This window comes from candidate division WOR-3 bacterium, assembly GCA_039804165.1.
Classification (GTDB): domain Bacteria; phylum Hydrothermota; class UBA3072; order UBA3072; family UBA3072; genus JAFGHJ01.
In genome coordinates, this window is the sequence record JBDRZZ010000015.1 from 19,218 (window position 1) to 45,886 (window position 26,669).

28 protein-coding genes and 1 tRNA gene are annotated in these 26,669 nt (G+C 34.1%); 3 read left to right on the plus strand and 26 right to left on the minus strand.

Translation table 11 applies throughout. The features are described 5' to 3' along the window. Positions 1–3 precede the first annotated feature (3 nt). From cdaA to ABIN61_06280, 6 genes are all read right to left on the minus strand, one after another. Entirely contained in the window at positions 4–744 is a 741-nt protein-coding gene (gene cdaA / locus ABIN61_06255; GenBank protein ID MEO0293805.1) for a diadenylate cyclase CdaA, read from the minus strand. Then, a complete protein-coding gene (gene folP / locus ABIN61_06260; protein MEO0293806.1) occupies positions 737–1,906 on the minus strand; it encodes a dihydropteroate synthase in 1,170 nt (389 codons plus the stop codon). The genes cdaA and folP overlap by 8 nt, the downstream gene beginning before the upstream one ends. Beyond that, complete coding sequence (folE, locus tag ABIN61_06265) at positions 1,896–2,456, minus strand: GTP cyclohydrolase I FolE (protein MEO0293807.1); 561 nt, start codon at positions 2,454–2,456, stop codon at positions 1,896–1,898. Before folE ends, folP begins: the two co-directional genes overlap by 11 nt. Then, entirely contained in the window at positions 2,413–4,260 is a 1,848-nt protein-coding gene (gene ftsH / locus ABIN61_06270; protein MEO0293808.1) for an ATP-dependent zinc metalloprotease FtsH, read from the minus strand. The genes folE and ftsH overlap by 44 nt, the downstream gene beginning before the upstream one ends. A gap of 2 nt (positions 4,261–4,262) precedes the next feature. After that, positions 4,263–5,564 (minus strand): tRNA lysidine(34) synthetase TilS, encoded by a 1,302-nt coding sequence (tilS, locus tag ABIN61_06275; GenBank protein ID MEO0293809.1) that lies wholly within the window; start codon positions 5,562–5,564, stop codon positions 4,263–4,265. A 406-nt stretch (positions 5,565–5,970) separates the two neighbouring features. Beyond that, on the minus strand, positions 5,971–6,126 hold the full coding sequence (locus tag ABIN61_06280) for a hypothetical protein (protein ID MEO0293810.1): 156 nt from the start codon (positions 6,124–6,126) through the stop codon (positions 5,971–5,973). 587 nt (positions 6,127–6,713) lie between these two features. On the opposite strand from ABIN61_06280, the gene ABIN61_06285 reads away from it, so the two are divergent. Continuing rightward, positions 6,714–6,797 (plus strand) — tRNA-Leu (locus tag ABIN61_06285). Between the two features lie 83 nt (positions 6,798–6,880). Next, positions 6,881–7,252 (plus strand): hypothetical protein, encoded by a 372-nt coding sequence (locus ABIN61_06290; protein MEO0293811.1) that lies wholly within the window; start codon positions 6,881–6,883, stop codon positions 7,250–7,252. Between the two features lies 1 nt (position 7,253). Here ABIN61_06290 and ABIN61_06295 read toward each other — a convergent pair whose 3' ends face one another. The 19 genes from ABIN61_06295 to ABIN61_06385 all read right to left on the minus strand — a co-directional run bounded on the left by ABIN61_06295 (position 7,254) and on the right by ABIN61_06385 (position 23,616). Then, complete coding sequence (locus tag ABIN61_06295; protein MEO0293812.1) at positions 7,254–7,817, minus strand: GGDEF domain-containing protein; 564 nt, start codon at positions 7,815–7,817, stop codon at positions 7,254–7,256. A 30-nt stretch (positions 7,818–7,847) separates the two neighbouring features. Beyond that, complete coding sequence (locus tag ABIN61_06300; protein ID MEO0293813.1) at positions 7,848–9,296, minus strand: NFACT RNA binding domain-containing protein; 1,449 nt, start codon at positions 9,294–9,296, stop codon at positions 7,848–7,850. A gap of 2 nt (positions 9,297–9,298) precedes the next feature. Beyond that, positions 9,299–9,997 carry a twin-arginine translocase subunit TatC gene (gene tatC / locus ABIN61_06305; protein ID MEO0293814.1) on the minus strand — a complete coding sequence of 233 codons (699 nt, stop codon included), beginning with the start codon at positions 9,995–9,997 and terminating at the stop codon, positions 9,299–9,301. A 29-nt stretch (positions 9,998–10,026) separates the two neighbouring features. Further along, positions 10,027–12,132 carry a polyribonucleotide nucleotidyltransferase gene (locus tag ABIN61_06310; protein MEO0293815.1) on the minus strand — a complete coding sequence of 702 codons (2,106 nt, stop codon included), beginning with the start codon at positions 12,130–12,132 and terminating at the stop codon, positions 10,027–10,029. A 20-nt stretch (positions 12,133–12,152) separates the two neighbouring features. Further along, positions 12,153–12,422 carry a 30S ribosomal protein S15 gene (rpsO, locus tag ABIN61_06315; GenBank protein MEO0293816.1) on the minus strand — a complete coding sequence of 90 codons (270 nt, stop codon included), beginning with the start codon at positions 12,420–12,422 and terminating at the stop codon, positions 12,153–12,155. Continuing rightward, on the minus strand, positions 12,389–13,357 hold the full coding sequence (locus ABIN61_06320) for a bifunctional riboflavin kinase/FAD synthetase (GenBank protein MEO0293817.1): 969 nt from the start codon (positions 13,355–13,357) through the stop codon (positions 12,389–12,391). Before ABIN61_06320 ends, rpsO begins: the two co-directional genes overlap by 34 nt. Further along, positions 13,323–14,243, minus strand: a complete 921-nt coding sequence (gene truB / locus ABIN61_06325; protein MEO0293818.1) for a tRNA pseudouridine(55) synthase TruB — start codon at positions 14,241–14,243, stop codon at positions 13,323–13,325. Before truB ends, ABIN61_06320 begins: the two co-directional genes overlap by 35 nt. Next, the gene (locus ABIN61_06330) at positions 14,170–15,177 is read right to left on the minus strand and encodes a PorV/PorQ family protein (protein MEO0293819.1); all 1,008 of its coding nucleotides are present in this window, start codon (positions 15,175–15,177) and stop codon (positions 14,170–14,172) included. Before ABIN61_06330 ends, truB begins: the two co-directional genes overlap by 74 nt. A gap of 129 nt (positions 15,178–15,306) precedes the next feature. Beyond that, positions 15,307–17,358: an ATP-dependent DNA helicase RecG gene (gene recG / locus ABIN61_06335; GenBank protein MEO0293820.1), complete on the minus strand. Its 2,052-nt coding sequence runs from the start codon at positions 17,356–17,358 to the stop codon at positions 15,307–15,309. A gap of 23 nt (positions 17,359–17,381) precedes the next feature. Next, complete coding sequence (locus ABIN61_06340) at positions 17,382–17,996, minus strand: energy transducer TonB (protein MEO0293821.1); 615 nt, start codon at positions 17,994–17,996, stop codon at positions 17,382–17,384. Positions 17,997–17,999: 3 nt separating this feature from the next. Beyond that, positions 18,000–18,404 carry a biopolymer transporter ExbD gene (locus ABIN61_06345; GenBank protein ID MEO0293822.1) on the minus strand — a complete coding sequence of 135 codons (405 nt, stop codon included), beginning with the start codon at positions 18,402–18,404 and terminating at the stop codon, positions 18,000–18,002. Between the two features lie 9 nt (positions 18,405–18,413). After that, positions 18,414–18,818, minus strand: a complete 405-nt coding sequence (locus ABIN61_06350; GenBank protein ID MEO0293823.1) for a biopolymer transporter ExbD — start codon at positions 18,816–18,818, stop codon at positions 18,414–18,416. Beyond that, a complete protein-coding gene (locus ABIN61_06355; protein MEO0293824.1) occupies positions 18,819–19,448 on the minus strand; it encodes a MotA/TolQ/ExbB proton channel family protein in 630 nt (209 codons plus the stop codon). A gap of 25 nt (positions 19,449–19,473) precedes the next feature. Beyond that, entirely contained in the window at positions 19,474–19,824 is a 351-nt protein-coding gene (locus ABIN61_06360; GenBank protein ID MEO0293825.1) for a hypothetical protein, read from the minus strand. Next, entirely contained in the window at positions 19,821–20,192 is a 372-nt protein-coding gene (locus tag ABIN61_06365) for a hypothetical protein (protein ID MEO0293826.1), read from the minus strand. The genes ABIN61_06360 and ABIN61_06365 overlap by 4 nt, the downstream gene beginning before the upstream one ends. Continuing rightward, a complete protein-coding gene (locus ABIN61_06370) occupies positions 20,189–20,863 on the minus strand; it encodes a hypothetical protein (protein MEO0293827.1) in 675 nt (224 codons plus the stop codon). The genes ABIN61_06365 and ABIN61_06370 overlap by 4 nt, the downstream gene beginning before the upstream one ends. Next, a complete protein-coding gene (locus ABIN61_06375) occupies positions 20,860–21,534 on the minus strand; it encodes a hypothetical protein (protein ID MEO0293828.1) in 675 nt (224 codons plus the stop codon). The genes ABIN61_06370 and ABIN61_06375 overlap by 4 nt, the downstream gene beginning before the upstream one ends. Then, positions 21,524–22,354 carry a DUF4388 domain-containing protein gene (locus tag ABIN61_06380; protein ID MEO0293829.1) on the minus strand — a complete coding sequence of 277 codons (831 nt, stop codon included), beginning with the start codon at positions 22,352–22,354 and terminating at the stop codon, positions 21,524–21,526. The genes ABIN61_06375 and ABIN61_06380 overlap by 11 nt, the downstream gene beginning before the upstream one ends. Before the next feature lie 38 nt (positions 22,355–22,392). Then, positions 22,393–23,616 (minus strand): FAD-binding oxidoreductase, encoded by a 1,224-nt coding sequence (locus ABIN61_06385; protein MEO0293830.1) that lies wholly within the window; start codon positions 23,614–23,616, stop codon positions 22,393–22,395. A gap of 118 nt (positions 23,617–23,734) precedes the next feature. Here ABIN61_06385 and ABIN61_06390 point away from each other — a divergent pair, with 118 nt between their 5' ends. After that, positions 23,735–25,402 (plus strand): formate--tetrahydrofolate ligase, encoded by a 1,668-nt coding sequence (locus tag ABIN61_06390; GenBank protein ID MEO0293831.1) that lies wholly within the window; start codon positions 23,735–23,737, stop codon positions 25,400–25,402. A gap of 77 nt (positions 25,403–25,479) precedes the next feature. Here ABIN61_06390 and ABIN61_06395 read toward each other — a convergent pair whose 3' ends face one another. Next, positions 25,480–25,986: a DUF2914 domain-containing protein gene (locus ABIN61_06395; GenBank protein ID MEO0293832.1), complete on the minus strand. Its 507-nt coding sequence runs from the start codon at positions 25,984–25,986 to the stop codon at positions 25,480–25,482. Positions 25,987–26,669: the final 683 nt, after the last annotated feature.

The window sequence follows — 26,669 nt, forward strand, 5'->3', positions numbered from 1 at the left end:
TTACTACCTCTCTAACATATCATATATAGTGTTTTTCAGCTCCTTATGATCTAAATCTCCATAATAGTCTCCACCCACAGCCATTGAGATTGCTCCTGTCTCCTCCGAAACAACCAAACAAATAGCATCTGTTTCCTCTGTAAGACCAATAGCAGCTCTATGTCTTGTTCCAAGGGTAGGACTTAAATCGGGATGGTCTGTAAGCGGCAAGATCGTTCTTGCTGCAACTATTTGATCCTCCCTTATTATTACTGCACCATCATGAAGAGGAGAATATATAGAAAAAATAGAAACAAGAAGATCCGAAGAAACCAAAGCTTCCATCTTAATCCCTGATCTTATATAAGAATCAAGGGGGACTTTCCTTTCTATAGCTATCAAAGCTCCCATTCTTTTATCAGAAAGTTGGATAAGCGCTTTGCTAACTTCTTCAGCCACATCCTTTACATTCTCCATAATAAAAGTTCCAAGTTTACTCATCTTACTAAGTCTAATTAATGCTTTCCTTATCTCGGGTTGAAAAATTATAATGAGAATAATTATCCAAACTCCCCCAACACCCTCCATAATAACCTTCATTGTTGGTAAGTTTAAAAACTTACTTATAAAAACAACCACAAAAATAATCCCAAGACCTAAAATAAGGGGAAGAGACTTGGTATTTACAAAAAATCTTATTAATACAAAAATAAGCAAAGAAACAAAAAAAATGTCCAAAGCATCTACCCAAGAAAAATTAATCATTTTTTCTATTCTCCTTAATAGCCTTTATAACCGAAAGAGCATTTTTTGTTTCTTTAACATCGTGAACCCTAAGAATAGAAACTCCTTTTAAATAGGAATAAACAGCCGTAGCTATAGACCCATCCAGTCTATTTTTAGGAAAATCCTCTCCCGTTATTTTTCCAATAAATGATTTCCGGGAAGCTCCAACAAGAAGAGGAAATCCGTATGAAGTAAATTCTTCCAAATGAGACAAAATCATTAGGTTATCTATCAATCTTTTCCCAAAACCAATTCCAGGATCCAGGATTATTTTATCTTCTTTAATACCATGTGATAAACAAAAATCTATCCTTTCTTTAAAAAATTCTTTTATTTCTTCTATAACATCCTCATAATAAGGGTCTACCTGCATTGTCTCTGGTGTCCCTTTCATATGCATAAGAACAACCTTCGAATCATAGCTCCGAACCACATCCACCATTTTCTTATCCATCCTAAGAGCAGAAATATCATTAACGATGCTCGCACCTTTAGATAGAGCTGCCTCAGCAACCTCTCCTTTATAGGTATCAATAGAAATAGGAACAGGACTTTCCTCAATTAAAGGGAACAGCTTATAAAGCCTATTTAATTCTTCCTCTACTGTTATTCTTTTAGAACCAGGCCTTGAAGATTCTGCTCCAATATCAATAATATCAGCACCCTCTTTTATCATCTCATAAAATCTCTCCCTTGCTTCCACTTCCCCAAAATAATCCCCACCATCAGAAAAAGAATCTGGTGTAACATTAAGAACGCCCATAATTAAAAAATCACTTTTAGATATCTCAAATTCTGACAAAACCTTTGAAATCTCTTCGCTAAGTATTTTTAAACCAAAGGGTTGCTTTTTAAGCTCTTCAGAAATTAGTTTTAGTTCTCTTATTGTTCCTGGTAGCAAAACAGTAGAATTCTCAATTTTATTAGAAACGACATCCTTATGAACAATTGCATCTGTTCCTCTTGAGATTGCAATTTGTTTTATAATATTTGCTGCCGGAGAAGGAATCTTCTCTATTTCAAGAACACAAAAAATAGTTTTTTCTGCCATAGAATCCTGGACTTCTTTAGAGGTTCCAACTAATTCTACAGCTTTCTTAGCTTCTTTTAAATTACTTATTAATCTTTTTCTAACCTTCATAACCAATTAGACTAAGAGCCTCAAGGCGTGTAGATTCTTTCTTAAATGCACCTCTAATAGCAGAAGTGACTGTTTTCTGCCCAATTTTTTTCAGCCCTTGAATTTCCAAACAAAGTTGTCTGGCTTCTATAATTACAAGAACGCCCATAGGATTCAAAACCTTCATTATTGAATCGGCGATTTCAGAGGTCATTCTCTCTTGAAGTTGGAGACGTCCAGAATAAATCTGAACAATTTCAACGAGATTTGAATAACCTGTTATCTTATCATCCTTTGGAATATAAGCAATATGAACTTCTCCAAAAAAGGGTAACAAATGATGCTCGCAAAAAGAAAAAAATGGGATGTTTTTCAATATTATAATTTCATCATAATGAGGTGTTGGGTAAACTCTTATTGCCTTTTCAGGCTTCTCATTTATTCCCTTAAAGAAATCCAAATACATCCTTGCGACTCTCTCTGGAGTTCTTTTTAATCCTTCCCTTTCAGGGTCTTCCCCTAATGCTTCAATTATTTCTCTTATCGCCTTCTTTATTCTTTCCTCGTCCATAAACAATTTCTTTCACTTCATCTCCCGTAAGAACTTCTTTCTCAAGGAGAGCTTCTGCAACTTTATCTAGTTCTTTTTTATGTTTCTTAATTATTGTCTTTGCTATATTATGAGCCTTTTCCACAAAATTTTTTATCTCAAGGTCAACCTGACGAGCTGTTTCTTCAGAATATTCTCTTTCTTTTGCAAGCCTTTTACCAAGAAAAATACTATCTGTATCTCTTTCAAGTGTAATGGGACCAAGGTTATCACTCATACCCCATTCACAGATCATCTTCCTTGCTATTTCAGTAGCATTTTGAAGGTCATTACCGGCACCAGTTGAAACCGTCTTAAATTTTAACTCCTCTGCTGCTCTTCCCCCAAGCAAAACAACCAATCTTGCCTCAAGATATTCCTTAGAATAAGTCCTTTTATCATCAAGAGGCAATTGCTGAGTAAGCCCAAGAGAGGCACCTCTTGGGATGATTGTAACCTTATGAATGGGATCGCTATGTTTAGTAAAAAGAGAAGCAATTGTATGCCCTGCCTCATGGTAAGCAACTAGCTTTTTCTCCTCCTCAGAAATAAGCATTGATTTCCTTTCTCTACCCATCAAAATTTTATCTTTCGCCTCATCAAAATCTTCACTTTCCACCTTATCCTTTCCTCTTGAAGCAGCAATTAAAGCAGCTTCGTTACATAGATTTTGAATGTCAGCTCCACTAAAGCCTGGTGTTGTCTTTGCAATCACAGACAAATCAACATCGCTTCCCAAAGGAATCTTCTTTGTATGGACTTTTAAAATCGCTTCCCTTCCTTTCATATCAGGCATTGGCACTACGACTCTTCTATCAAATCTCCCAGGACGAAGAAGAGCTGGGTCAAGAATATCTGGTCTATTTGTAGCCGAAATTACTATAATACCCTCGTTCGTATCAAAACCATCCATTTCTACAAGCAAGGCATTCAAAGTCTGCTCTCTCTCATCATGCCCACCCCCAATACCAGCTCCTCTATATCTACCTACAGCGTCAATTTCATCAATAAATACAATGCAAGGGGTATTCATCTTAGCTCTTCTAAAAAGATCTCTCACCCTTGCTGCTCCAACTCCCACAAACATCTCAACAAAATCAGATCCACTTATTGAATAAAAGGGAACCTTAGCCTCTCCTGCCACAGCTTTTGCAAGAAGAGTCTTTCCCGTTCCAGGAGCACCTACGAGTAAAACTCCTTTAGGGATCTCTGCCCCCAGCTTTTTAAACTTAGAAGGGTTTTTTAGAAACTCCACAATTTCTTGGAGCTCTTCCTTAGCTTCATCAACACCCGCAACATCGTCAAAAGTCACATCCACAGAAGTAAAACGAATCTCCTTTGCTCTACTTTGCCCAAAGCTCAAAGCTTCATTCGCACTTCCACGAAGTCTACTCATCAAGAAATAAAATAAAAATACCATAAACAAAATAGGAAACAAAAGTTGCCCAATTTTCAAAAAATCTATTTTAATCTGTGTTTTTACTTCTATTCCTCTTTTCACTAACTCTTTTGGTAATTCTGGGTCTTCAAAAGGAAGACGAGTTTCCACAAGTCCAGCTTTATCCTTTAACTCCCCTATCATATCCACACCCGAAAAAGTCACCTTACTTACTTTCCCTTCTTCAACCAATTCCCAGAACATAGTAAAGCTCACCTCTTTTGGTCTTTCCATTTTAGTATATTGAAAAATGATGTATAAAGAGCTAAAAAATACAGCCCATATCAAAAAGGGTTTTAAAATTTGAACTTTATTTTGTGGTTCTTTCTTGTTTTTCTCCTCAGGCATCTTTAAACCTCTTCAATTTTAATTTTTAAAATCCTTTTCGTTTTATCTTCTACAGGAGCTCTATTACTTCTTTTAATTCCTGGAACAAGAATTATTCCTTTTCTATCATAAATTACAGGATGCCTATCTCTTAGAACTCTTGGAATCTTATTGTCAATAAACAAGTCTTTCAGTTTCTTTCTTTCCATTGATCTAAATCCAATAATATAATCACCCTTTCTTCTTCCCCTTACCAGAATAGGCAACTCTAAAGCATCAAGATCAAAAAATTCACAACCATTTTTATTAAACTCTACAGGAGGTGAAACAATCTCTGTCTGAATTCTATAATTTCCATACAACAAACTGCCAGAAAGAGGTAATTCTTTATCTTCATCCTCTAAATTTTTTGCCACAATTACTTTTGAAGGAAGAATTTCAATACTTGAATTTTTCAATTTTATAATCCCTATTCTGGGAAAATTCTCTAAATGAGCCCTTTTTAACTCCAAATTACATCCAAAAATTGAAAGCATTTTACTTAAAACCAAAAACTTACAAGCAGAAGGGAGTTCCTCAAAAACCTTTCTATCAATCTCAGCAGAAGTCAAATGAGTGTTTATCTCGACATCATCTATCTGTTTTCTTAAAGCTTCTTCAATATCCCTAAGATTATCAATACTCCTTTTTATACTCATAATTGCATCTTCTTTTAGATCCTCTAATAAAGGTATTAATTCCTTTCTTATTCTATTTCTAAGGAAATTCAAACTTTCGTTGGTAGGGTCACTATAAAAAGGAATTTTTTTTCTAAGAAGATAATCCACAATCTCTTTCTTTCTAATATCTAAAAGAGGTCTAAAAAGATCTCCATTCCTATAATCCATTTGAGAAAGACCAAAACCCGAACCTCTTAACAATCTAATAAAGAAATTTTCTATCTTATCATCAAGAGTATGTCCAAGAGCAATCACATCAGCTCTCTCTTCTTCTTTTACTTCCCTAAGGAAGGCGAACCTAAGCTCTCTTGCCCCCTCTTCTATAGAGAGAGTGTTTCTCTTGCAAAAACCTCTTACATCGCATTCTTTTATTTTTATTTTATAACCTCCTTTTTCTGCCTCTTTTCTAACAAAATCTTCTTCTTTTTCAGAATCTTCTCTGAGATTATGATTAAAATACGCAAGAATTATCTCCATTCCTTTAAAGGTAGAAAGAACTTCTCTTAAGAAAGTAGAATCCGGCCCTCCAGAAAAACCTATCACTACTTTCTTTACATCCTTAAGAAGTTCTTTCTTCTTTATTATTTCTATTAAATATTCAATCATTATTGAATATAACAAAATAAAATCATTTTTCAAGTCTATCTTAAAAAGTAAATAATAGACCCTCCAAGGCAGGTGGTGGACACTTTGAGATATTTTACATTCACAAGGTCTAAATCCGGATCAAGAGTCATATCCATTTTCTTCTCCAGGAGTTTATCAAGATCAGGCGCAAACAAGTGGAGAAGTTCAGGAGATTTGTTTCTCTCAATAAGTATCTCTAAAGTGTTTTATCATTCTTGTTTGAGTTCTTTCTCATCGTATTAAAGAAAAATAGATAATTATTGACTTTATGAAAGAAATGCTATTTTCCTTCAAAGACTTCTATATCAAAGAATTCTCTTTCTATTATTTCTATAGATACTTCCTATGAACTCCAGACCATTATCATATTGAAATCTGACTTTATTTAGATGAACCCATTTCCCTTTAAAAACTCACATGAAAGCCTGGCAAATATGCACGAATGAGCAATACTGATGTTCTCGGAATAGGCGGTAAAACCACTCGATACACACCTCGCACTATACTGATATTCTACCTGTTCGAAAGCATTAAAAGCCATCCTTTTCCTTCTCTCTTTTCTCTAGGTAATTCCTCTCGCATGTAAAATCCTTCTGTCGGTTTCATGGGAAACAGGAACTTAGAAATCTCTAACCAATACCTTTATTGACATTTTACCCTTCCCTTTGCGTTTTTCTATGTGTTTAGGTGTCTTATTATGGACTCCCTGATGTGCTCTGGAAGGGTTATATAAGCCTTCTATGCCACATTTATCAAATTTTAAGCCATTTGTAAACGGTAGGTCTTCCTGTAGTAAAATTACGGGCTACATCTCTATAGACTCTTCTTTCAGATTTTTACCATCTCAAAACGGATTTTTACCTTATCAAAGGGTTGCATATTTTTATAACCTCGTCCTATTGATAATAGAACGTGTTTCCTCCTTTTTTGTTTGTCTTTAAAAGGAGGAGATTTATTATAATTGCAACTCCTTAATTCTTCTAACCAACAATTTTTAGGTTTATATTTAAATCTACCCTCTTTATCCCCAGAACCTCCAAAAAGTGTCCATCTGCTTTGGATTTAACAAGAAAGCAAATAAATCTCTTGACATCTTAAGCTTTTCATATAAATTTTTTATAATCCCTTGCCGGGGTGGCGGAATTGGTAGACGCGCATGGTTGAGGGCCATGTGGGATTATTCCTGTGGGGGTTCGAGTCCCCCCTCCGGCATTATAAATATTTTTCTAACCCTATTTTCTTATTGACTTTTAGAGAAATTTTTTATAATTTTAAGTAAAAGGAGGTTCTAAAAGATGAATATAGACTTCCATTCTACAGAAGAAGCTTTTGAAACTCTTGAAAGGGAAGGAATAGCTTATAAACAATCTTGCATTTCTTCCGATACATTTAAAAATAAAAATCCAAAATCTCTTGGAGAACTAATCGAAGAAACAGGGATTATAATAGAAGAAAGAACAAAGAATATTGAATTTGAAGAATGGGAAGAAAATGGAGAAAAGACACCATATGATAACCTTCATATTGGAATAGAAAAAGTTAAAGAAATAGGAAAAGCTCTAAAGAAATTAGAAACATTTGAAAGTAATGACCTTGATTGGTTATTAATTGGAGAACTTATTAGAATTATAGCTTCCCTTTTAAATCACATCAAGAAAACAAGATAATTTATTTCGCAACAAAAAAACTTTCTTCCCGCTTTTGAGCTTCTTTTAAAGCTTCCTCCCCTTCTTTTAAAAACTCTTGAAGGTCTTTGTATTTTTCAGAAAGTTCAACACCTCCTTGACACAAACTAACATTAAAATTTTGCTCTCCTACAACTATTGGAGAACTCCTTACAACTTCCTGAAGTCTTTCAGCAACCTTCTGAATTGCAAATTTATCAGCCTCTGGTAATAAAAGAACCAATTTATCTTCATCATATCTTCCAAAATAATCAAGTTCTCTTACTTTTTTACTACAACGATTTGCAACTTCTTTCAAAATATTATAAGCAACTTCACTACCGTTTTGAGACTTAATTAACTCAAAATCCTTAATAGAAATAAGAATAAGAGATAAAGGTCTTTGGAATCTTAAAGCCCTTAAAAATTCACACTCGGCAAGATCTATGAAATACTCTTTGTTACATAAGCCAGTAAGTTTATCAACAGTTTCAGATAATCCCGAAAGTCTTTTCCTTAGCTCTTTTAAATCCTTTATAAGTTGCCCCTTTTCTTCCTCTCTATTCATATATTTATTATAGAAAATTTTTCTAATTAGTCAAGGGCTTTCTGGAGAAACATAAATAACTTTTTCTCTTTCTAAAATTACCGTACCCTTTGGCAGTCCCTTACCTCCTCTTACATACCTCCTTTCAGTATAAGAAACAGGAATCACTTTTGAATGTTTAGCCTTGCTAAATTTCGCAGCGTAATAAGCTGCATCATAAATGTCCTCCATAGGGGGATATTTATTTTTATCCTTAACCCTCAAAATTGTGTGTGAGCCAGGTGCATTTTTTACATGGAGAAAAATATCGTAAGGACGAGCATAAGAAAAAGTAAGTTCATGATTAGATTCAGCGCTTTTCCCAACTAACACTTTAAAACCATTTCTTGTCATGAATGTTCTAAACTTATCTGGAATGATCTCTTCTTTCTCCTCCTCAGGTTTTTTATAAAATTTCTCAAATTCTTTTAAATCTTCCGCCTCTTTTAATTTTTCCTTTTTCTTTTTAAGAACCTCTAACTCCTTCTCTAATTCTTTTTTTCTCTTCTCTATAAATTCATCCCTCTTCTTTTCTCTTTTATAAAGATCAAAATACCTTTGTGCATTCTCCTTTACAGAAAGAGAAGGGAAAAGGTCTACCTCTAATTTTCTTCCTAAATAATCAAGGAAAACTTTACCATTAGAAACCTCTATTTTTTTCTCATAAGTTAAAAGGGCTTCTCCAATAAGAAGATAGTTCTCCTTTTTACTTTTATAATTGCTTAATTTTTCAATAATTCCTTCGGCTTTTTCTATTTTTTTCTGAATATTAAATTCTATCTCTTCTTTTACTCTTCTTAATTCTTCTTCTTTCTCCTTTTTCTCAAAATAATATAAAATAGCCTCATTCATACTTCTGAATCTCTCGCCTTTGGGGAGAACAAAAGGTGAAATAACATCTTCAAAAACAGTTGGACCAAACTCTCTATTTGCAAAAGAATCCACAAAATCTATCCCTTTTTCTCTTATTTTATTTATAAATTCCATAGATAATCCAGCTACTTTTTTCTTAGATATTATTGCCTCTATAATATCTTCCTTTTCGGCTGTTAGAATATTTATTACTTCTGGAAGCAAAGGGTAAACATATTCTCCCTCATAAATTCCCTTAAATGACTTAAATATTTTTTCTCCCTCAAAAAACAAACAATCACTTCTCCTTCCAAAGATCTGGAATAGGATTTTAAAATTCTCTTCTAATTCTATAATTAGAATTCTATCTAAACCTACTTGCTCTATTTTCTTTACTTTCTTTCCCTTAAAAAATGAAGAAAAGAAGCCTTCTCCTTTTATTTTCTTTAAAGAAATATATGGAGCATTTGGAGATAAATTTGCCGTTATAGATTTCTTTCCAAAAACGATTGAAATCTCTTTTCCTTTTCTCACAACATCTGTAATCAATAGGTCATTTTCGGGATTAAACTCTTTCAACAGATAATGAAGAACTACTCCTGTAAACATCTCTATTTATTTTTACTTCTACTTCCTAAAAAAGAAAAAATTATTGAAATAAAATAAAGAAAAAAAAGAGGAAAAGCCACAAAAACCATTGTAACCACATCAACGGTTGGAGTTATAATGGCAGCAAAGACCAGGATAAATAATATTCCAAATCTCCAGTTATGGAAAAGCATAAGAGGAGTAATAACACCTAATTTACTTAAAACAAAGAAAAAAACTGGCATTTCAAAAGAAATACCAAAACCAGCTAAAACCCAAAAAACAAAACTAAATAACTTCGTAATAGAAATAAGAGGAACCATAAAATCTGTCTGAAAAGACAAAAGAATTTTTAAAATATAAGGTAAAAATATAAAATAACCTAAGAAAAGCCCTCCATAAAAAAAAACAATAAGAAAAAAGAGAAGAGGTCCTGCAAATCTTCTTTCTTCCTTAGTCAAAGCTGGAACCACAAAAAGATAAAGTTGATGGAGGATTAAAGGCAAAGCGATAACAAAGCCAGCCATAAAACTGAATTTAATTCTAATAAATAAAGCTTCCTGGGGAGCAAAAAAATAGGTCTTACCAACAAGATCTGTAAATAATTTTATAAACTTTCCAGAAAAAGGATAAAAAAAAACGCTTGAAAAAAGAAAAAAACAAATAGATAGAATAAGTCTCTTCCTTAATTCTTCAAGATGGTTCCAAAAATCCTCTTCCATTTCAGGCGATATAATTTATATTCCCCTTTTTATTTATTCTTTCTTTTGGGATCCTTATCCTTATCTTTAGCAATAAGAGCCTTTCTTGAAAGATCTATTCTTCCGTCTTCTCCCACTCTTTTCACTTTAACTTTGAGTTTATCTCCAACAGAAAGAACATCCTCCACTCTATTAACATGGTAGTGAGCTATCTCGCTTATATGAATTAAACCATCCCTGCCTTCTCCAATAGAAACAATTGCACCAAAAGGAAGAAGTTTCTTCACCTCACCTTCATAAATTTCTCCTTCTTCAACATCTTTTATAGTTCTTCTAATCATTGACTCGGCTTTTTGAACAGATTCTTTATTGTCTCCAAAAATAGTGATAGCCCCTGTTTCATCATCTATTTCGATCTCAGTGTCACTTTCTCTAACAATCTTTTTAATTGTTTTCCCAGCAGGACCTATAATTCTACTTATTTTATCAACAGGAACTTCAAAAGTTAAAATTCGAGGAGCAAATTCTGATAGAGATTCTCGTGGAGCAGGTATTACTTTTTCCATTATTTCAATAATCTTAATTCTACCCTCTCTTGCTCGATTTAGACCCTCTTTAATGATATCAAGGGTCAAATCTTGTATCTTTGTATCAAGCTGAATCCCTGTAATACCTTCTCTTGTTCCTGCAACCTTAAAATCCATATCTCCCATATGATCTTCTTCACCTATAATATCTGTAAGAAGACGATAATTTCCTCCTTCCTTAACAAGCCCAACTGAAACTCCTGCAACATGCTTTTTTACAGGGACTCCCGCATCCATCAAAGCAAGAGAAGAAGCACAAACAGTAGCCATCGAAGAAGAACCGTTGGATTCAAGAATATCAGAGACGATTCTTATAGTATAAGGGAATTTTTCTTCATTAGGAATTACTGGGAGAAGAGAATTCTCAGCAAGAATCCCATGCCCTATTTCCCTTCTTCCAGGTCCTTTTATCGCTTTAACTTCTCCTACCGAAAAAGGTGGAAAGTTATAATGGACCATAAATCTCTTATAATCTTCTCCAATAAGATGATCTAATTTTTGTTCGTCTCTCTTTGAACCAAGAGTCACAGCAGACAAACTAACAGTCTCTCCTCTTCTAAAGATCGCGGAACCATGAGGACGAGGCAAAGCTCTCACCTTACACTCAATGGGTCTAATCTCATCCAAATTTCTACCGTCTATTCTTTTTCCTTCTTCTAAAATCATTTTCCTCATTAACTCTTTTTGTCTCTCCTCTATTATCATCTCAACATATCTACATTCTTCTTCTGAATATCTTTTTTTAACATCCTCAAGAATTTCTTTCTTCAAAATCTTCCTTTCCTCTTTATAAGGAGTTGTATTCAACTTATAAATAAAGGAACCATATCTTGAAACAACTTCCTCTCTCAATTTATCTGGAATTTTTATAGGTTCAAAAACTTTTTTGGGCTTCCCAATCTTTTCCGCAAATTTCCTCTGGAACTGTACAATCCTTTCCACTTCTCTATGAGCTATTTCTATTGCTGAATAAACTTTACTATCCTCCACATCATCTAATTTTCCTTCAATCATTGTAACTGCAGAAGAAGTCCCAGCAACAACGAGATCCATTTTACTCTGAGCAAGCTGGGAAACCGTAGGATTTATTATAAAACTATCTCCAACTAATCCAATTCTAACTGCTCCTATCGGACCATCAAAAGGAATATCTGAAATTGCAAGAGCAAGAGAAGCTGCAAGGATTGCGAGATTAGGTGTATCATTTTCTTGATCGTGCGAAAGGACCATAATGACTATCTGCGTTTCCTTTGCATATCCTTCTGGAATTAATGGTCTTATGGGTCTATCCACCAATCTTGAAACCAAAATTTCCTTTTCAGAAGGTTTCCCTTCTCTTTTGAAAAATCCTCCAGGAATCTTACCTGCTGAATATGTCCGTTCAAGATAATCTACGACAAGAGGAGCAAAAGAAACTTCCTTTTCTTCCTCCTCCTTAGAACAAACAGTGGCAAGAACCACTGTTCCACCAAGGGAAACAAAAACTGAGCCTTCAGCTTGTCTTGCTAAAGAACCAGTTTCAAAGCATATTTCTTTTCCTCCAACAATCAAACAATCTCTAAACTCCATTGTTAAACCCCATTTTATTTTTAAAATCTTATTTTTAAAGCTTTGATAACTTCTTCAAATCTTTTATAATCTTTCCTTCTTAGATATTTAAGTAACTTCTTCCTCTTAGATGCTAAATTCACAAGACCTCTTTCGGAATGAAAGTCTTTCTTGTGTCTATCAAGATGCTCTGTAAGTTCTTTTATTCTTTCTGTAATTATAGCTATTTGAACCTCTGGAGAACCTGTATCGTTTTTATGTCGCTGGAACTTCTTTATTAATTCTTGTTTTTTCCGAGTGGTAATTCCCATTTATAAACCTCCTTAAGATTTTTCAATGTTTCTTCTTCAGTTTTTTTTATACTTTCTCTTAGAGAACCCTCCGAAGAGAAAAACTCCTTCTTTCTTATTAATGAGTAGAGAAAACATCTTATCCTTTCACCATATATATCCTTTGAAAAACCAAAGATGTGAGCTTCTACTTTCAAACGATTTATCCCAAGAGTAGGAGAAGAACCAATATAAACCATTGCAGGAAAATTTTCTTCTCCAAGTTCAACAATTGAAGAATATACACCTTCTAAGGGTAACAGTTTATACTCTGAGTCTATCTCAAGATTTGCAGTAGGATACCCCAAAGTTCTTCCAACCTCATCTCCTTTGGTAACCTTTCCTTCTATCAAATAAGGATGTCCAAGCATCTCACAAGCGCTTTTCATTTTTCCCTTTCTCAAAAATTCTCTAATTTTAGAACTTTTCACCACTTTATTCCCTATTCTAACTGGAGGAACAACAAAGACACGAAGTCCCAAATCCTCTCCTATCTTCTTTAAAAATTCAGAATCTCCTTTTTTCCCTTTTCCAAAGTGATGATCAAAACCTATTATAATTCCTTTCGGATTCATTCTTTCTTTTATAATTGATTTTAAGAAATCTTCTGGGCACATTTGCGAAATCTCTGGAGAAAACCTAAGAATTATCACTTCTTTTACCAAATATTTTTTTAAGAAAAAAATCTTCTCCCTAATTGTAGTGAGTAAGAAAGGTTCTTTTATTTCATTTATCCTAATAAAGGGATGTGGGTCATAAGTAAGAACAGAAATATCCCCCTCTTCTTTCCCTTTCTTAATTAAAACCTGATGACCAAGATGAACACCATCAAAATTTCCCATTGCGAGAAAACCAGAAACTTGGGGAAGTTTATTCAAATCTTCAATTACTGAATACTCTAACAGGTTGGACTGCATATATTTCTCCCTTCCCTATTCCCAAAAGATTTCCTCTAACATCCTTCACTTGATATATCCCTTTTGGATAAAAACCCCTAACTTTATTCCCGTGAATAAAATCCCATACACTTTCTTCTCTTAGGGTGATTGTTTCTAAGTGAGGCAAGGCTTTACTAAATTTCACCACCTCAAAATTTCCAGATTCAATATCCGAAAGAGTATAAGCATCATCAATAACAAAAGGGCCTACTCTGAGTCTAACAAGCTTATATAAATGCGCACCACAACCCAAAGCTTCTCCTATATCTCTTGCTAAAGCTCTCATATAAGTTCCACGTTTTGCCAAACATCTAAATTCTATAAAAGGAGAAGAAAAGTTAATCAATTCAAGTTTCTCTACCCAAACCTCTCTTTCAGGAAGACTTTCTATCTTTTCTCCCTTTCTTGCTTTATTATATAACCTTTCTCCATCTTTTTTTACAGCACTATAAAGAGGAACAACTTGCTTAAAATTCCCTTTAAATTTAGAAATAACCTTTTCTATTTCTTCTACAGTAAAATTAGGAACCTCTCTTTCAAGAATTACTTTCCCATCAGGATCATCGGTGTCTGTAACAACACCTAATTTAATTGTCCCTATATACTCTTTCTCGTCTCCTAAAAAATCCATTAACTTTGTGGCTTTCCCATATAGAATCAAAACAAGCCCTTCTGCAAATGGATCCAATGTTCCTGCATGCCCAGCTTTTTTAAGATGTAATAAAGCCTTCACTCTATTCAAAAGATATGTTGTTCTTATGCCCGAGGGTTTATTAACCAGAATTAAACCATCAGAAGGAAAGTTGGCATGAAATTCTATAGTTTGACGTTTCAAATGCATAAATATACTGATCCATAGAAACATCAATAAGAAATCTCTTGTTGAGATTAAATCCTGCTCCAAAAGTGGGCCCTTCTCTCTTTCCAACCTTATCAATGAAATATCCTATTCTAAAAGAAAAAAGATCTTTAACTGTATATTCTAAACCTCCCGCCTTCCAAGAATCCTTCACAATCTCACTAAAGTTCGTATATCTAACACCCACAAGAATTCCTATCAGATCTAAATTTAAATTTAATTTATGAAAACCTCCTCTCAAAATATCAAACGATGTTCCTAATCTTAACATCCTTGGAAGGGGGTCACTCTCTCCATTTTCTATATAAGTTATTTCAGGGCCTAAATTCTGAAGGGCAATTCCTAAACGAAATGAGTCATATAAACAATATAATAAAGAAAGATCCACTGCCCAAGCCTGCCCACTTCCACCAGAACCACTAATTCCAAGTAACTCTCTTACAACATCTTCTGGAGCTAAGAAAGAATAAATATACTTCATTCCTATTCCTAAACCAAGTTTATCTAACAATCTCAAAGAACCTCCAATCTTAACAGCCACATCATATGTTCTCCATTTCCTATTATAAGTAGTATCATCCTCTTTCCTCGCCTCAGTCTCTCCTGTTGTAAGATACGTTACTGCAAAATTCAAATTTAAATCTTTCCCAAGAGGATATACTAAACTTAAATATTCATAATACATACCAGGCCAAAGGCCACTTAACCAGTTAGCATGTTGGAGCCCTAATTCTATACCATTTTTGAAAGCCAAGGATCCGTCATTATAATAGGTAGAAAAAATGTCGCCTTTAGAAGCAGTAAAGGCTCCCCCCATTCCTGTGGCTCTTGAACCAGGAAAAATCATTAAAAAAACAGCCCCTGCTTGAAGAGAATTACCAAAAGCTATGCTTGGCAAAATTAATATTACGCTTAACAAAAAAGATATAAACTTTTTCATCTTTTATCCTCCTAAGAAAAATTTTTATTTTAAAGATAACAAAAAACAAATTAATGTCAACCCCTATTTTGCTAAAAGTTCTTAGTGTTTTTAAAAAAGACTTATTCTAATCCATTTAAGTTCCATTTTTTATCCAACATCTAAAAATTCTGCTTTTTTTCTTATCTTATCAATTTCTTCTAAGAACCTATATTCTAAACGGCCTTCGAGAATCTTATTCACCGCATTTCTAACTTCTCCAATTATATCCCTATCTCCAAATGGATCAAAAAACTTAAAATCTGGGAATCCATGCTGTTTTATCCCAAAAAACTCTCCGGGTCCTCTTAACTGCAAATCAACCTCCGACAATTTAAAACCTGAAGATACTTTCTCTAAAGTAATAAGCCTCTTTTTAGCTTTATCTGAAATCCTTTTTTCCTCTGCAACCATTATAAAATAGGATTTCCCTCCACCCCTTCCAATCCTTCCTCTAAGCTGATGGAGTTGTGCAAGTCCAAACCTATCTGCGTCTTCCACAACCATAATATTAGCTTCAGGGATATCGATTCCAACCTCAATAACTGTTGTGGCAATTAATACATTATATTTATCCTCCTTAAAACCTTTAATAATTTCCTCCTTTTCCTCATTTTTCATCTTTCCATGTAAAATAGCAACTTTTAAATCTTCAAAGAAATTCCTTTTTATTCTCTCTGCTTCTTCCTCTATAGAGTGTAAATCCAAACTTGAAGACTCCTCAATAAGTGGAAATACAATATATGCCTTATTTCCTTCTTTCACTTTCTCTCTTATCCAATTATATACTTCTTTTCTTTTTTCCACTTGTCTAATCCATTTAGTCTTTGGAAAAATTCTCCCAGGTGGTAATTCATCTATTGAGGAAAGATCCAATTCTCCATAAACTGAAAGAGCCAGGGTCCTGGGAATAGGAGTAGCTGACATAACAAGAACATCAGGGACACCTTCTTTTCTTATCTTTGCTCTCTGATTTACCCCAAAACGATGTTGCTCATCAATTACTACAAGGCCAAGGTTTGGAATCTCAACATCCTCTTCAAGAAGGGCATGAGTCCCTAAAATGATCCCTCTTTTTTCCTTTATTTCCCTTAGAATCTTCTTCCTCTCTGTCTCTTTCATATTACCCACAAGTAACCATAAAGGAATAGAAAAAGAAGACAAAAATTTCTTAAGAACTAAAAAATGCTGGAAAGCCAAAATTTCTGTTGGAACCATAAAAACAGCATTAAAATCATTGCCAACGGCGATTAACATTGCAACTAATGCAACGATTGTTTTCCCAGAACCAACATCTCCTTGAAGAAGTCTATTCATAGGATAAGGTTTCTCCATATCTCTTTTTATCTCGGAAATCACTTTTTTCTGAGAAGAAGTCAACTCAAAGGGAAGAGAAGATAAAAAATCTTCAATTAAAGCCAAATTTGTCTTAAAAGAAATTCCTTTTTCTTTCTTTATTTCTTCCTTTTTAAGAGCAAGGAATAACTGTAAATAAAAAAGTTCATCAAAAGCCAATCTTCTTTTTGCCTTTTCCAAAGCTTCTTCACTTTGAGGAAAATGCAAATTAAATAAAGCTTCCTTTAGACTCATTAACTTATAAAATTTCTTTATCTCAATTGGTAAAGGATCTTCAATCTTATCCACAACAGCCTGAAGAACATAATTTGCTGTTCTTCTCATAAACCTTTGCCCAATATTTTTCACAAGAGGATAAACAGGAATAATTCTTCCCGTGTGAATCAGATTTGTTTCTTCTTTGGTTAAAAACTCGTAATCAGGATTTGTGATATATAAACCTCTAAAATATTCAACTTTCCCACTTAAGAAAACTTCCTGCCCTATCTTAAATCTTTCTTTCACCCAAGACTGATTAAACCATCTTCCGATAATAACTCCAGTCCCATCATAAACTGCAACATCAGAAAGAAGAGTTCCTTTTATAGATCTTTTTGCATTCACAGAGATAACTTTACCAGTAATAGTAACCTCTTCATTAACCCTAACATCTTTAATAGACTTAATCTGACTTCTATCAAGATATCTTCTTGGAGCAAGATAAAGAAAATCTTTTATAGTGAAAATTCCTAATTGAGAAAGTAATCTTGCCTTCTTAGGGCCAACTCCTTTAACCCACTTTATTGAATCAGTTATTTTTAAAGACAAATTTTAAAAAATATAAACTTTCTCTAATCTTCCAATTTAAACGTCACAGGAAAAGAAAGCCAAACATCTACAGGATTATCTCTCTGCATCGCAGGTGTAAATCTTAGCAAATAAGCTCTTTTCTTTGCTTCCTCATCAATAGCAGGATAAAGAGGTTTTTTTACAATAACTTGCCTAACCTTTCCCTCTTTATCTACCCATAACTCAAGATAAAGAGTTCCTTCTATTCCCAATCTTTTAGCCACTTCCGGATAAAAATCCATCACTTTTGGATTTAAAACCTTTGGCGGAACCTCATAGTAAACAAACTTAGGGGGAGGGACTTCAACATCAGCTTCTTTTTTCTCAAAACCCGAAAAATCAGTCTTTTCAATTGTTTCCGCCTCAACCTCCTTATCACTTTTAGCTGCTACAGGCATCTTAGGTTTTGGAGGAGGTGGTGGTTTCACAATATTCTGTAACTGAGGGGGAAGTTTGTCGACCTCTATTGGCTTTGGTGTAGGAGGAGTGTAAGGTTTTCTCTCTATTTCTGGAATAAAAATAAACCCAAGAATTAATAGGACAAGAGCTGTAAGAAAACCTATCCTCATATTTAGGGGATACCTTCTCTTTATATCAATTGTTTTTTCTCTATCCATTACTTACCCCCTTTTCTTTCTTCCTGCCATATGAATTCTCAAAACGGAAGCATCTATAAATTCATTGAGGACATCTTCCACAAGTTTGTAAGGAGTCGCCTCATCACATTTTAGAGAAACAATTATATTTGGGTTGAGTTGCCTTTTCCTACTCATTATCTCAGAAACCCTCTCTTTAGTAAGAAGCGCATCATCAATGGCAATAAGCCCATTTTTTGCAATCCATACGTGTGTCAAATCCTTTGTAGGCATTTTCTCTGCTGCCTCTACTTGAGGAATAATAATCTTTAGCCCTGTCTCAGCTCTAAAAGTGGTCGTAACCATAAAAAATATTATTAAAAGAAAAGCTATATCAGCCATTGAAGCTGTCGGGATTCTTGCCTCGAATCTTTCTCTAAAGAACTTCATAGCTCCACCTCATTCTTCAGAAGAAGGTGCTAAAGAATATCTTTCAGCATTCGCCAATCTAAGTTTATCAAGAGCATTCACCATATATTGATATTGAGCAAGAGGATGTGTCTTTATAGAAAAAATTGCGTTTGGATTCTCTGAAAGAATTCTTTTTACCTCATCAACTAAGCGATCCTGAGTTATAGGTTCACCATTAAGCCTCATTTCTCCTTTTTCTTCTACATAAATTCGCTGAATATTCTCAGGCTTTACCTTGACTTCTTGCTCTTTTTCTGGAAGCATAATTTGTAAACCAACTTCATTGGCAAATACTGTTGTAACCATAAAAAATATAAGCAAAAGAAAAGCTATATCAGCCATTGAAGCTGTCGGGATTTCAGGTGTATTTGCCTTCTTCTTAAAAATTTTCATTTATGCCTCCAACAAGAAATCCATTAAAGAAGCAGAAGCCTCCTCCATAGAATTTGTATATGCGTTTATCTTTTGAGTAAAGAAGGCGTGAGCCATTGAAAAAGGAATAGCTAAAGATAAACCCGCTGCAGTGGTAATAAGAGCTTCTGAAATACCAGAAGCTACAAGAGTTGCTTCTACTGTTCCAGCAAGAGCTATTGCATCAAAAGCATTAATCATTCCGGAAACAGTGCCCAAAAAACCTATCATCGGGGTAATATTTGTAAGAGCAGCAAGAATTAACATTCCTCTGTCTAGAAAAGCCAATTCTCTCGTTGCATATCTTGTGATTACTTCTTCAAGAACTTCCTTTTCTTTAGTCTTTTTAGCTAACTCTTTATATTTCTCTATTGTGGGGCCAAAAATACGTGCAGCAGGGGAAGGATTCTGTCGACAAAACTCAACCGCGGTTGACGCTCCATCTTTCTTAAAAATATCAATAAGCTCTTCTACAAGATCTTGAGGATCAACTCTAAGCCGTGCAAACGTTATCAACCTTTCAATAATATAAGCAACGCCAATAATTGCACAGAAAAGTAGTGGCCACATCGCCCATCTACCTCTTACAAAGAAATCAATAGCCGCTTGCATATAACCTCCTTTTTCAAGCTTTAATTTATTTTGAAATCCACCTGTAATATACCGTGATTCCTAAAAGTGTCAAGAGGGCAGAGCTAAGCGTAGAAAAAGATTCCACAGAATTGGCTCTTAACATTCCCTTAATTAAAGGGAAAAGGTCTGCCGGATCTGCAACTGTAAGAGCCCCCCCAAAATACCATATCCTATAAAAATGTATAACAGCTGATATTACCAAGAAAATAGAGCCTATCACAGGCAAAATCCATATTCCCTTTTTCTCAATTAAAGGAAGAAGCCTCTTTATAATCAAACCGTAAACAAAAAGAGAAATTGTAAAGATGAAGATGCTAAAGGCAAATAAAATCTCAAAAGGAATATCAACTCTCATCTAAAACCTCCCCTTTTTGGGCTAATAACCCTTCTAAAACGAAAAGCTCCAAGCAAAGACAAAATCCCAGAAAAACAAAAAAGTAAATACGCAATTCTCCCAAAATTAATAGGCATCTTCAAATTACCCTGTAAAACCGAAATTAGTTGTAACACAGCATAAATCAAAATACCAGAAGGAGCAATGATAATAAATTGCCATTCTGTTTTTTTCCTTAAAACAATCTCATATCTTTTGGCAATTATTCCAAAAAGAACAAAAGTAATCCATAGAAAAAGAGCAGCAATAATCATTATCCAACTACTAATTGAAGCAATTCTTGTAATCTCTTCTGGTAAAGAAGAAAAATTTAACAAAAAAAGATTCATTCTACCTCCTCTATTTTTTTCAAAATTTCACCCTTCATTTTTTTCGCTTTAGATGGACCTATTATTAAAGAAGCCGCATCTCTAAGTGCCTGAGCAATACCTAAAACCTCATCTCTTGTTGGTTTATTCCTATCTATTCCGCTATCTTCAATCACATTAGAAACAATGTCTAAAGAAAAATCCCCAAGGTAATTTCTTGCTATCTCTTCTATATATTCTATCACTTTTGGGCTAAAAACTTCTTTCTTAACAATAACTTCTTCTAACTTTTTAGGTTCCAGAACTGGCTTTACTATCTCTTCCTCCTCCTTTATCTCTTCAATTTTGACTTTTTCTCTCTTTATCTCAACCTTTGGTTCTCTTGCTTCCGCCTCTCCTATAGACTGATAAATATATTTCATAATACTATCAATATTTTTATCTCTCTCTCCAACAATCCCTATGAAATTATTTTTGAAATATATTATAACTACTTTCTTCTCTTTACCTTTAACAATTAACTGCCTAAAAGGCAACCCCCCAATGGCATCAAAAGTTTGAGTTAAAACAAGATTAATTCTATCTATAACCTCTTTTCCATCTTTAAGATTCCCTACAAATTCTTTAGGTTCATTTAAACTAAAGACAGCTTCTAAATTAAAATTATCTTTCAATTCCTTCAAATTTATCATTCTTTCGCCTTTTTGCTAATTTCCATTATAACCTTCTGCACAATCATTTTTGTCTGATCTTTACCAAAACTACTTAAAGCTTTTTTAACAATATAATCAAGCAACAATTTCATAAACTTATTTATATCTTCTCTACTAAGACCATCCGCACGAACAACCTTCAGTTCCATTCCTTCCAACTTAATAGAATCCTTCAATTTTCCCTCTTTAGAAAGAGCCTCTAATCCACTTTCTATATATTCTCTCCACATCTTTGGATCAGATTCTTTAACAAATTCTTTAATTAGCATATTTAATTGCCTTGCCCTTTCCACAAAAACTCTTTCAATATCCGAAACAGCTTCTTTTTTCAGAGACACTAACTTCTGGGAAACCTTATCCTCTATATTTTCATCCTTAACATCCTCTTCCAATATAATTCCTAAATAATTCCCATTAAAAGGCAAAATCACAATATTTTCTCTTCCTATCCCTTTAATTGAATCTATCCCTCCTGTTTCACAAGTCTCAGCTATAATTTCAGCTGCAGAACCTATAAAAGCGACTAAATCGTCTATATTCCCTGGTGTTATCCCTCCTGTCTTTAAAATCGAACCATCTTCTGAAGAAACCAAAGCAAATCCTTTTACTTCTCTAAGTTCCATCAATTCATCCAATAAATCAGGATTCATTCTCTATCTCTTTCATCCTTTTCTTTACAAGTAATTTGCCAAGTGTCTCAGTGGCTTTCTTTTCTAAAGAAGTTAGAACATCAGAAAAAAATTTCTTCGTCTTTTCAAGATCTAATGAGAATTTCTTTTCATTAACCTGCATACTCTTTACATCTAAGGAAACACAATCTTCTATACCATACTGCTTAATTAATTCTCTAACTGCTCCAACCCAAGGCCCTTCTCCAAAAGTCTTCAAAAATAAATTAGTCTTCTTTATCCCCTCCTCTAAAACTCTTTTCCTTTCTTCTGGATCATATAATAGAGACTCCTTAAACAACCAGGATAAAGCTTTCAAGGTATCAAGTTCAGATAGAGGACTCATTTTAATAATCTCAGAAAGTTTCCTTTTCCCGTCAACTAAAATCAAAACTTTCCATTCATCTTTCTTTAAAGCAATCTTGTCTCCCTCTGGAACCTTCGAAGACTTTTCAGGAATTATTGAAAGAGGAGGTAAATCTTTTTTAAACTCTTCTATCTGCGCTTCTCTTGTTTCAATTTGATCTATCAAATCCGAAAGAGGTTGAAAAATAGTATTTACAGACGGCTTTTCATCAGGCTGAAATACAAATTTCCCTTCTTTTTTTAAACCAAGAGAAAAAAAAGCTTCTATTCCTTCTTTATTATCCATTTCTGCGTGTAAAACTTTACCATCCGAGATATAAATATTGCCTTCCCCTTTAATAATCAATCTTCCAGATTTCTTAAATCTCGAGAAGAGATATAAAATCTCTTTCATTGAGAAATAAGATAAATCTCCTTCTATAGCTATATCCTTCATATTAGAATATTACTTAAAATAAAAAGATTGTCAAGAGTTTAGAGCACTATCGTTTCCTTTATAAGTCTCTTATTCCTAATTCTTTGAATGTTTAAAGAATTAACCTCTGGGATGGTTTTCGCCTCTCCTTCTATTATTATTTCGGCAATTGAAAGACCCGCAGCTGGAGCTTCCATAGCTCCATGTCCACTAAAACCTGTGCATATAAAAAGATTCTCATAATCTGGATGTCTCCCAATCAATGCATTATGGTCTTCTATATTAAAAGAATACAGCCCTCCCCACATATTTTTTATTCTACAATACTCGGCTCCAGGGAACCTAACCTGGAGATAGAGGTTTATGAGTTTCTCATAATAAGCCTTACTTGGAGTCTTATCGAAACCTGGAGGTTGTTTTTCATCCGCTCTACCTGTAATAAGGTTTTCCCCTTCTGGTCTAAAATAAACTCCATTATCTATTATTGTTAGAGGAACATTACTATAATCCCTTCCGTTTTTTGGCGGAGAAATAACATATAAAACTCTCTTTAAAGGAACAACAGGAATTGATAGTTCACCAGGAACTTCTGAGTCATCTAAGATCTTTCTTGACCAAGCTCCAGCTGCAAGAAGAACAGCTCCAGAATTTATTTTCTCTCCACTATTTATAATCACTCCTTTAGCTTTTCCTTTATCAAAAACAATTTTTTTAACTTCTGTATTTAACCTTATTTCTACAAGCTCAGGATATTTTCTTCTCGCTAATTCAAAATAAGCTTGAGCCGGAGCTGTTGCATTAAATATCGCACAATCCTTCCCAAAAAGACCACCAACAATAGGATAAACAGAAATCGTATTTAGGATATCTTTAGAAAGATGTTCTACCCCTGGCCTAAATTCAGGAACAATTTCTCTAATTTCAGAAGGAGAAAGAAGTTCAACATTCACTCCTAATCTATCCCAATTGGGTTTAAAATTTACAACGCTCTGCCAATTTTCTTCATAATAAGTAAAAAGGTAACCATTTTGTCTAAAACCAATTGAAATCCCAAAATTTTTCTTAAAATTCTTGAAATGCTCTATAGAATATGAACACATCTTTATATTTACCTCTGTCGTCCATATATTTCTCATTCCGCCAGCGCAAAGAGAGGTTGATTCTTGAGCAAGAGCATTAAGTCTCTCAAGAACTAAAATCTTCCCCTTAAATCCTCTTTCAAGAAGATGAAATAGGGAAGAGCCTCCAATAATACCACCACCAATAATAATTATATCATACATAATTTTTCCTCCTTTAATAGACTTGCATAATATTCAATTATGCTTAATATAAGGAAGTTTTTGATTTTAAAATAAAGAAGATTTTAAGATAGTCAAGGGTATACAAAAGGAGTTATTTATGGATAATAGTTTAAAAATAGCTAAGTCTATAAAATTAAAAGAGATAACTGAAATTGCTAAGAAATTAGGTTTAACTGAGGAAGAGATTGAATTATATGGAAAATACAAAGCTAAGATTAAAACAGAAGTAATAAAAAAATTAGAAGGAAAAGAAGAAGGAAATTTAATCTTAGTTTCCACAATGACTCCCACACCTCAAGGAGAAGGAAAAACAACAATTTCAATAGGTCTTTCTCTTGGATTAAACAAGTTAGGTAAATCTTCCATTGTAACTTTAAGAGAGCCATCTCTTGGACCTTTATTTGGTAAAAAAGGTGGAGCAACTGGAGGAGGTTACGCTCAGGTTCTTCCTATGGAGGAAATAAACATGCATTTTACAGGAGATTTACACGCTGTAGGAAGTGCTCACAATCTCATCGCTGCAGTTTTAGATAATCACATTTATTACAGAAAAGAACCAAGGCTTGACCCAAGAACAACACAATGGTGTAGAGTAATTGATATGAATGATAGAGCTTTAAGAAGTATTATAATAGGTCTTGGCGGAAAAACTCATGGTGTTCCAAGAGAGTCTTTCTTCCAAATAACTGCTTCTTCTGAAATAATGGCTATTCTTTGCCTTGCGGAAAATTACTCAGAATTAAAAGAAATGGTTTCCAACATCTTATTAGGATTTACCTATGAAGAGGAACCTGTTTATTTAAAACACCTAAAAATTGAAGGTGCTGTGACCGCCCTACTTAAAGATGCTCTAAAACCTAATTTAGTTCAAACAACAGAAGGAACCCCAGCTTTCATCCATGGGGGGCCTTTTGCAAATATTGCTCAAGGGACCTGCTCGGTCTTATCAATGAAATTAGCTCTTAAACTTTCCGAATTTGTAGTAACTGAAACAGGTTTTGGTTTTGACCTTGGAGCAGAAAAATTCTTCGATATTGTTGCAAGAAAATCAGGGCTATCTCCTAAGGTAGTAGTTCTTGTAGCAACAACAAGAGCTCTAAAAACTCATGGAGGGAAAGACTTAAGAGAAATTAATAAACCCGATCCCAAAGCAGTGGAAAATGGCTTGCCGAACTTAGAGAAACACTTAGAAAACATAAAGAAATTTAACGTCCCTGCAATAGTAGCAATAAATAAATTCATAGGAGATACCCAGGAAGAGATTGAAGTCATAAAAAATTTTGTTTCTTCAAAGGGAATAGAGATTTCCACTGTTGAAGCTTATGAAAAAGGCGGAGAAGGTGCTTTGGAGCTAAGTGAGAAAGTCATTCATATGATTTCGCCCAACACAAAATTTACACCCCTATATCCTCTTGAGGCGTCAATAAAAAGAAAAATAGAAATTGTATCTAGAGAAATATATGGGGCTCAGGCTGTAGAGTTTACAAAAGAAGGAGAATCAGATCTCAATCTTGTTAAAAAATTAGGTTTAGAAAATCTTCCAATTTGTATTGCAAAAACTCACAGTTCCCTTTCTGATAATCCCAAACTTTTATGTAGACCCGAAGATTTTATTGTCACAGTAAGAAAAATTCAGATAGCTAGGGGGGCAGGTTTCTTAATTCCGATAACAGGTGATATTCTCCTTATGCCTGGACTACCTCAATATCCTGGTGCAGAAAAAATTGATATAGATGAAGAAGGAAACATCATAGGATTATCTTAATCCTTTTTCAAAACTTTTTATAATAAAAACTGCAGTTATTTGAATAACTGCAGTTTTTATAAAACAAATCTTATTTCTTATTCTGTGGTAGGCTGAGTAGATTCCTCAATAGGGGCCTCTTGAACTTCTTTAGTTTCCTCTTCTTCCTGAGCTTCACCTAAAGATTCTGATCCCTTCTGAACTTCAAATTCTACCTTGGTTAAAAGTTCTCCGGTTTCACTAAGAACCTCTACTCTTCCCTTACCAATCCATCCCCCAAGTGTTTTAGAACTCCAAGTGCGCCAACTGGAAGATCTTACGGCAAGATTAACCCTTGCAACTTCATTCTCTCCAAAATACCAAACGTGAGTAATAGAGGTAGTGTCTTTGGCTCCAACCACTTTAGTAAAACAGTAGAGCTTTTCCAAGTTAGAATTGAAAACTACTCCAGCACCCACCGGATTCCTATCCTCAATAGAAGTGCAGATAACCACTTGTTCTATAGTTAATACTTCTTGCGCCTCCTGAGTCTCCTCTTGAGCTAAAACCGGTAAAACAACAAAAAACAAGCTAAGCAATACCATAAAAACAAAAAAATTCTTCATAAATCTGCCTCCTTTTTTGTTCATAATACAAATAAATAGGTCTTTGTCAAGAGCTTTTCTAATCTTATCTGTTAAATCCAAAGCAGGTGGACACTTTGTGGAGGTTTTGGAGATAAAGAGGGTAGATTTAAATATAAACCTAGAAGTTATGAAAGAATATAAGGTATTTTGCACAAAAAGGGATGAGATTTATAGAAAAATGAGCGAAATTGTTCTCAATTGTTGGTTAGAAGAATTAAGGAGTTGCAATGATTGTTAAAATAAATCTCCTCCTTTTAAAGACAAACAAAAAAGGAGGATATATGTTTTATTATCAATAGGACGAGGTTATAAAAATATGCAACCCTTTGATAAGGTAAAAATCCGTTTTGAGATGGTAAAAATGCGAAAGAAGACTCTATAGAGATGTAGCCCGTATTTTTAATACAGGAAGACCTACCGTTTACAAATGGCTTAAAAGATTTGATAAATATGGCATAGAAGGCTTATATAACCCTTCCAGAGCTCATCAGGGAGTCCATAATAAGACACTCAAACACATAGAACGCAAAGAGACGGGTAAAATGTCAATAAAGGTATTGGTTAGAGATTTCTAAGTTCCTGTTTCCCATGAAACCGCCAGAAGGATTTTACATGCGAGAGGAATTACCTAGAGAAAAGAGAGAAGGAAAAGGATGGCTTTT